This window comes from Microbacterium sp. GXF0217 (genome assembly GCF_054798195.1).
In genome coordinates this window covers 1-1,999 of the sequence record NZ_JBSJZG010000015.1, presented here as the reverse complement: position 1 = coordinate 1,999, position 1,999 = coordinate 1, and the positions used below count along the sequence as shown (strand labels likewise).

Genomic DNA, 1,999 nt, shown 5'->3' with positions numbered 1-1,999 from the left:
GGCCTGCAGGATGCCATCGACCTGTGGCGCTCGAGCGGCGGCGACGCCGTGACCGCCGAGATCAACGAGCTGGCGGACGCCGACTCCTGATCCGGATCGCCGGGGCGGCACCGCGTGCCGCCCCGGCCTCCCGAGAGGTTCCTCCCATGACCATGCTCGACAACGCCGTGACGGCGACCGAGACGCTGACCGTCGAGAAGACGTCCAAGCGGCGCCGCGGCGTCCGCGTGCACTTCACGCAGTTCAAGTGGCTCTACCTGCTGCTGCTGCCCGGCATCATCTACTTCGCCCTGTTCCGGTACTGGCCGATGTACGGCGCGATCATCGCGTTCAAGGACTACGTGCCGTTCCTCGGCATCCAGGACAGCCCGTGGGTCGGCTTCACCCACTTCGAGGACTTCTTCTCCTCGCCGGACTTTCCCCGGCTGCTGGCCAACACGCTGATCCTCGCGCTGCTGAGCCTGGTGATCGCGTTCCCACTGACCATCATCGTGGCGCTGCTGCTCAACGAGATGCGCCTGATGGTCCTCAAGCGCACGGTGCAGACGCTCATCTACATCCCGCACTTCCTGTCGTGGACGGTCGTCGCCTCGCTGACGTACCTGCTGTTCGCGCTGGACATCGGACCGCTCTTCCAGCTCATCAACGGCGCGCTCGGCACGGATGTCAACTTCCTCGCCGACCCGGCCTGGTTCCGCCCGATCATCGTGCTGCAGGACATCTGGAAGAACACCGGTTGGGGAACCATCATCTTCCTCGCCGCCCTCGCCGGCGTCGACCAGGCCCAGTACGAGGCCGCGATCATCGACGGCGCCGGACGCTTCCAGCGTGTGTGGCACATCACGCTGCCCTCGATCCTGCCGACAATCATCGTGATGCTCGTGCTGCAGATGGGCCAGGTGCTCAACACCGGGTTCGAGCAGATCTACCTCATGACGAACTCGCTCAACCGCTCGGTCGCCGATGTCTTCGACACCTACGTGTACTTCATGGGCATCACGCAGGGCTCCTACAGCTACAGCACCGCCGTCGGCCTCTTCAAGGCGGTCGTCGGCGTCGTCCTCATCTTCGGCGCGAACTGGCTCGCCAAGCGCTTCACCCAGGCAGGGATCTTCTGATGGCACGCGAGAAGTATCGGTTCAACACCCCCGCGGGGCGCGTGTTCGACGTGTTCAACATCGGGCTGATGATCGCGGTCGCGATCCTCGCGCTCGTCCCGTTCGTGTTCGTGCTGGCCGGGTCGTTCGCGACCGAGGCCGAGCTCGCGACCCGCTCGTTCTTCCTCTGGCCGGAGACGTTCTCACTCAAGGCGTACGAGGCGATCTTCACCAGCCCGGCGTTCCTGCGGGCGCTCGTCACGACGATCGCCGTGACCGCGGTCGGCACGATCGTCCAGCTCGCTCTGACGGCATCCATGGCCTATCCGCTCAGCAAGGCGAACCTCCCCGGCGGCAAGCTCATCCTGTCTCTCATCGTCTTCACGATGGTGTTCGGCGGCGGCATGATCCCGACGTTCCTCGTCGTGAAGGACCTCGGCCTGCTGAACAACTACTGGGCCCTGATCCTGCCGATGGCCATCAACCCGTTCAGCCTCATCATCATCAAGAACTTCTTCCAGCAGCTGCCCGCCGAGCTGGAGGAGTCGGCGAAGATCGACGGCGCGAACGAGCTGCAGACGCTGTGGAGCATCATCCTGCCGCTGTCCAAGCCCGTGCTCGCGACGTTCGCGCTGTTCTACGCCGTCGGCATCTGGAACGACTTCATGTCGCCGCTGCTGTACCTCAACGACAACTCGATGTGGACGCTGCAGATGTTCCTGCGCCAGGTGACGGTCGCGACCGACCTGTCGGTGGTCGAGCAGGATCCGACCCAGCTGCCACCGGCCCAGGGCATCAAGTTCGCGGTCATCATCGTGGCCACGCTGCCGATCATCCTGTTCTACCCGTTCCTGCAGAAGCACTTCGCGAAGGGGATGCTGATCGGGTCGGTGAAGGGATGA

2 protein-coding genes are annotated in these 1,999 nt (G+C 64.3%); both read left to right on the top strand.

Annotated features, from left to right (window positions below):
* The first annotated feature begins 146 nt into the window (after window positions 1-146).
* Window positions 147-1,118 (top strand): ABC transporter permease, encoded by a 972-nt coding sequence (locus ACWAT3_RS16645; protein WP_460800198.1) that lies wholly within the window; start codon window positions 147-149, stop codon window positions 1,116-1,118.
* Window positions 1,118-1,999, top strand: coding sequence for a carbohydrate ABC transporter permease (locus ACWAT3_RS16640; protein ID WP_460800196.1), 882 nt, complete (start codon window positions 1,118-1,120; stop codon window positions 1,997-1,999). Before ACWAT3_RS16645 ends, ACWAT3_RS16640 begins: the two co-directional genes overlap by 1 nt.